Origin of the sequence: Pedobacter sp. HMWF019 (genome assembly GCF_003061025.1) — a bacterium.
In the GTDB taxonomy this organism is placed as follows: domain Bacteria; phylum Bacteroidota; class Bacteroidia; order Sphingobacteriales; family Sphingobacteriaceae; genus Pedobacter.
Genome location: NZ_QAIL01000542.1, coordinates 1 through 1,431, shown reverse-complemented (window position 1 = coordinate 1,431; position 1,431 = coordinate 1). Strand labels below are relative to the sequence as shown.

Here is a 1,431-nt window from a genome sequence, read left to right as displayed (position 1 = left end):
GGTTAGAGTTGTCTGAAGTAAATTATAGCTAAAACTTGCTGCACTACCTGAACAATTAGGAGTATTCGTAAAGGTTGCAGCATCACTTCTTATAGTTTCAAAATCGGATCCTTGTTCATAATTAAAAACAATTTGATCTTGAGTATTAATATCTGTTATTTTACTCAGTCGCCATGCACTGATATAGCTATCAGTTCCATTGGTAGAACTCCACTCCTGTTTATCAAAAAGGTAAACCAATCCATTTACGTCAGTGATCTTAAAGTAACCCTGCGCGGTTTGTGTTGCAGGAATATATTCTATTTTATTGTTACTCAATGGGATTTGAAAGACAGACTGATCCTTATTGAAATAGAATTTACCAGATTGTCCATTAATATTAAAGTTGAAAACATCGGGTTCCCAATCTGAGCCTAAATATAATGGTCCGTAATATGCACTCGTATTTGCCAATAGGTCACTTTCTGTTGGCAAAGTTAAGTAACCAGTTTCATCAGCCTTTCCGACAACACTTCTTGTAATCACGCCCCCTGCATTCAATGACCAGCCAATCCCTACGCTAGATGAAATATCATTGACCCTAACCCCTCCTGCATGATAATTCAAGGAAATCGGTTGTTGAATCTTCCCAATATTAATCTGATAAATTGGAATGGAAATTTCTGGAAGTCCTGTTGAATAACTCACAGGGATATCACCAAATCTTCCCAAACTGGCTGCATCAGGTGATGCCGGAATAAGTTTTGGAAGAGGAGGTGTTGTCTGTGAAAGAGAAGTCAAAGTAATAATGACAAAGATTTTAATGAAGAATAACCTCTTCGCAATAAACGATATTCGTTTAGAAGGATTGAATTTTACCATTGAGCTTTCGTTTAATTAGAAAAAATTTTAAAGTAATTTTAACTAAACTCACTGCAGCCCTTATGCACTGAAGCAATTTGTGTAAAAAAATATAATCCTATAAAATTCAAGTAAAAAGTCCGTTAACACGGTCATTTTCATAATTCTATTTCAGTAGTTGAAATAGCTGTTTTTTTTCTAATGCACAAAACCGACAAATCCCATCTAGAAAAAAATCATATCAAATAAGATTACAATTTTTACCACCTTATCAACGGTTCTAAGGAATTCTCTAATTAAATCAGATTTTATGCGGCTTAAGTCACCAATATAAAAATCCCATTCACCATTATAATAATATGTTTTCTTTATTCTTGAATATTGAATAGGAGCACGTAGTTCGTTTTTCCTGTAACAGAGAATGTACTGGAACGTGATTTTAAACCCGGAATATTGGGGGCTGTCTGGGTATCCGATATTACTTACATCAGAACCAGGCAAGACTGGCTGTATTTGACAACGGTGATTGATCTAGGTGATAGGAAAATCATCGGCTGGGCATTAAGTACCACGATGAAAGCAAATGACACC

2 protein-coding genes are annotated in these 1,431 nt (G+C 35.3%); one reads left to right on the top strand and one right to left on the bottom strand.

Annotation, left to right across the window (positions count from 1 at the left end; all coding sequences use genetic code 11):
- A partial coding sequence (locus DBR11_RS26705) for a hypothetical protein (protein ID WP_199233972.1) occupies nucleotides 1-861 on the bottom strand: 861 nt, incomplete at its 3' end.
- A gap of 432 nt (nucleotides 862-1,293) precedes the next feature.
- Here DBR11_RS26705 and DBR11_RS30420 point away from each other — a divergent pair.
- A partial coding sequence (locus tag DBR11_RS30420) for a DDE-type integrase/transposase/recombinase (protein WP_369974462.1) occupies nucleotides 1,294-1,431 on the top strand: 138 nt, incomplete at its 3' end.